Below are 2,890 nucleotides of genomic sequence, written 5' to 3'. Positions count from 1 at the left end.
ATGGGCAACAATCAATATATTTTCACCTTTCTTCAGCAAAGGAGCGATCTCTTTTTCAAAATAGGGAATTACCCTGTTATAAGTATCTTTAAGACTTTCTCCGCCCGGAGGAACAACATCATAAGATCTTCTCCATGTATGAACCTGCTCATCTCCATATTTCAGGGCGGTTTCTGCTTTGTTTAGACCTTCCAGATTTCCATAGGAACGTTCATTCAATGCTTTATCCTTAATAACAGGAAGGTTGGGTTTTCCAATTTCATCAAGGATTATGGAAAGGGTATGTTGAGCTCTGAGTAAAACTGAAGTAAAGGCAATGTCTATTTTTTCTTTTTTTAAGGCAATTCCTGCATTTTTTGCTTCTTCAATTCCTGTTTCTGTAATATCGATATCCTGCCATCCCGTGAATCTGTTTTCAAGATTCCAGAGTGACTGTCCGTGACGGACTAAAAATAATTTTGCCATTATGTATTTTTTATTTTAGCTTCCTGAAAGCTATACTCTAAGTTACGGCGATTATTTAAACTTATCAAGAAAATTCTGTCAGAATATTAGGCTGACAATACTATTAAATGATGTCTCAAAATTCATTGGAAAACCGTTCATATCAGATATCCGTGATATTGGAAAGCTTCAGCAACCTTTTAATTCTGGCATCCAATCCTTCACTGGAAAGAGTCTGTCTGAGACTGTCTACCTTGATAGGGAAACTTAAAGGCGTAAAAGAGCGGGAATGTTTTAAAATAACCTTAGATTTTTCAATTCTTTTAAAAGCTTCTACCAATCTCTGCTCCTGAAGCTGCATATTAAAAACTTCTGTATAGGCCTGTTTGATTAAAAAATGGTTGGAATCATGATCTTCCAGCACTTTAAAAATGAGTCCGGCCGAACTTTGCAATGATTTATTGGAACGCTGCTGTCCCGCATAATTTTGAATCACCATTCCGGAGATCACAGCAATATCCCTGAATTTCCGTCTTGCCATTTCTGCGGAATTGATGCTGGCAATCACATCGTTCATCAGGTTATCTCTTGTTAATACCTGCTGCAAATTTTCTTCATTCAACGGAATTTCCTTATCGCTGAACAATTCAAATCCATAATCATTCATCGCCATTGAAAAGGAAATAGGAGCCAGTTTTGAAATTCGGTAAGCAATTAAAGCCGCCATTACTTCATGCACCAAACGGCCTTCAAATGGATACATGAACAGATGATAGCCTTCACGGTTTTTAATCATTTCCACGAGAAATTCATCTTCCTGAGGAATGTGAGAGTTTTCTTCCTGATTAACCAACAGTGGATGTAAGAATTTAAGTTCTTTTTCCGAAGCTTTGGGATTTAAGGCATGCGAAAGTTTTTCTCTTAAAAAATGGCCCAGATTAGAACTTAGAGGCAGTCTACCACCAAGATAGCTTGGAACCAGGGCTTTTCCTTTGGCTGATCTTACGTAAACCGTCATGTCCTTAATCATAGCGACTTCCAGGGTTCGACCTGCCAGAATAAATTTTTCTTCTTTTTTCAGTTTGGAAATAAAATATTCTTCAATCATACCTACATAACCACCAGAAATAAATTTAACCTTGAGCATGGCATCGCTAACGATCACACCCATATTCATCCGGTGGAGCATGGCTATTTTTCGGGAGGTTACCTTGTACAACCCATCTTCCATCACCACAATCTTATGGAATTCTTCGTAGTTTTTTAAAACGCTTCCACCAATGGTAAGAAATTCAAGGATACCTTTCCATTCTTCATCCATGATTTCCTGAAAAGCATATACTTTTTTGATCCTTTCATACACTTCATCAGGATAAAAACCGTTTCCAACAGCTAAAGTCATGAGAAACTGAACCAATACATCAAAGCACAAAACCTGGGGTTCTCTTGGTTCTACGACTTTCTGTTTCACAGCTTCTTTTAAAGCAGAAACTTCTATTAATTCCAGTGAATGGGTAGGAACGCAATAAATTCTGGAAGTTTCAAAAGGGGAGTGCCCGCTGCGGCCTGCTCTTTGAAGAAATCTTGCTACTCCTTTTGCAGAACCAATCTGAATGACCGTATCAACCGGCTTGAAATCTATTCCCAGGTCTAATGATGAAGTGGAAACAACGGCTTTTAACTTTCCGGAACTTAAATTTTCTTCAATCCATATTCTTAAATGGGCATCAATGGAACTGTGGTGAATGGCAATTTGCCCCGCAAAATCAGGGTAGGCATCCAAAAGTAACTGATACCACATTTCACTCTGGCTTCGGGTATTGGTAAAAACAATGGTAGATTTCGATTCAAGGATGATGGGAACTACTTTATCCGCAAGTTTATGTCCAAGATGTCCTGCCCACGGTAGTATTTCCACTTCATCAGGGAAGACAGGAATGATGTCAATCTTTTTATGTTCTTTGGCAGTTATTTTTGTTTTTTTTATGTCGTAAGGAATCAAGACTTCCATAGCTTCATCCAGATTTCCAATCGTAGCCGTAATGCCCCAGATCTGAAGTTTCGGTACATACTTTCTGAGCTGTGATATTCCCAGTTCTACCATGACACCGCGTTTTGAACCTAGCAATTCATGCCATTCATCCACCACCACACATTTCATATCCCTGAAAAAGGTTTCATGATTTTTCTGAGCCAGCAAAAGGTGCAGACTTTCAGGGGTGACCACCAGAATTTCAGGCATCTTTTTAACCTGCTGCTGTCTTACTTTAGGATCTGTGTCTCCGTTTCTTACCCCAACCACCCAGTCAAGACCAATTTCATCCATCGCTTCCTGCATGGCTTTCGCAATATCCTTAGACAGAGAGCGGAGTGGAGTAATCCAGATCATTTTTAATCCCTTTTTATAGTTTTCGGGATGGTTTAAAAAGTCTGAGATCAATGCTAA

At 38.9% G+C, this 2,890-nt stretch carries 2 protein-coding genes; both read right to left on the bottom strand.

Going from position 1 to position 2,890, the window contains the following annotated elements; genetic code table 11:
- Window positions 1–465: 2,3-bisphosphoglycerate-dependent phosphoglycerate mutase (locus tag BBH99_RS10880; protein ID WP_066695436.1), on the bottom strand; the 465-nt coding region annotated here is incomplete at its 3' end.
- 142 nt (window positions 466–607) lie between these two features.
- Window positions 608–2,890: ligase-associated DNA damage response DEXH box helicase (locus tag BBH99_RS10875; RefSeq protein WP_066695434.1), on the bottom strand; the 2,283-nt coding region annotated here is incomplete at its 5' end.

Source organism: Chryseobacterium contaminans, from assembly GCF_001684955.1.
GTDB classification, from domain to species: Bacteria; Bacteroidota; Bacteroidia; order Flavobacteriales; family Weeksellaceae; genus Chryseobacterium; species Chryseobacterium contaminans.
This window is presented reverse-complemented; position numbering and strand designations above follow the sequence as displayed.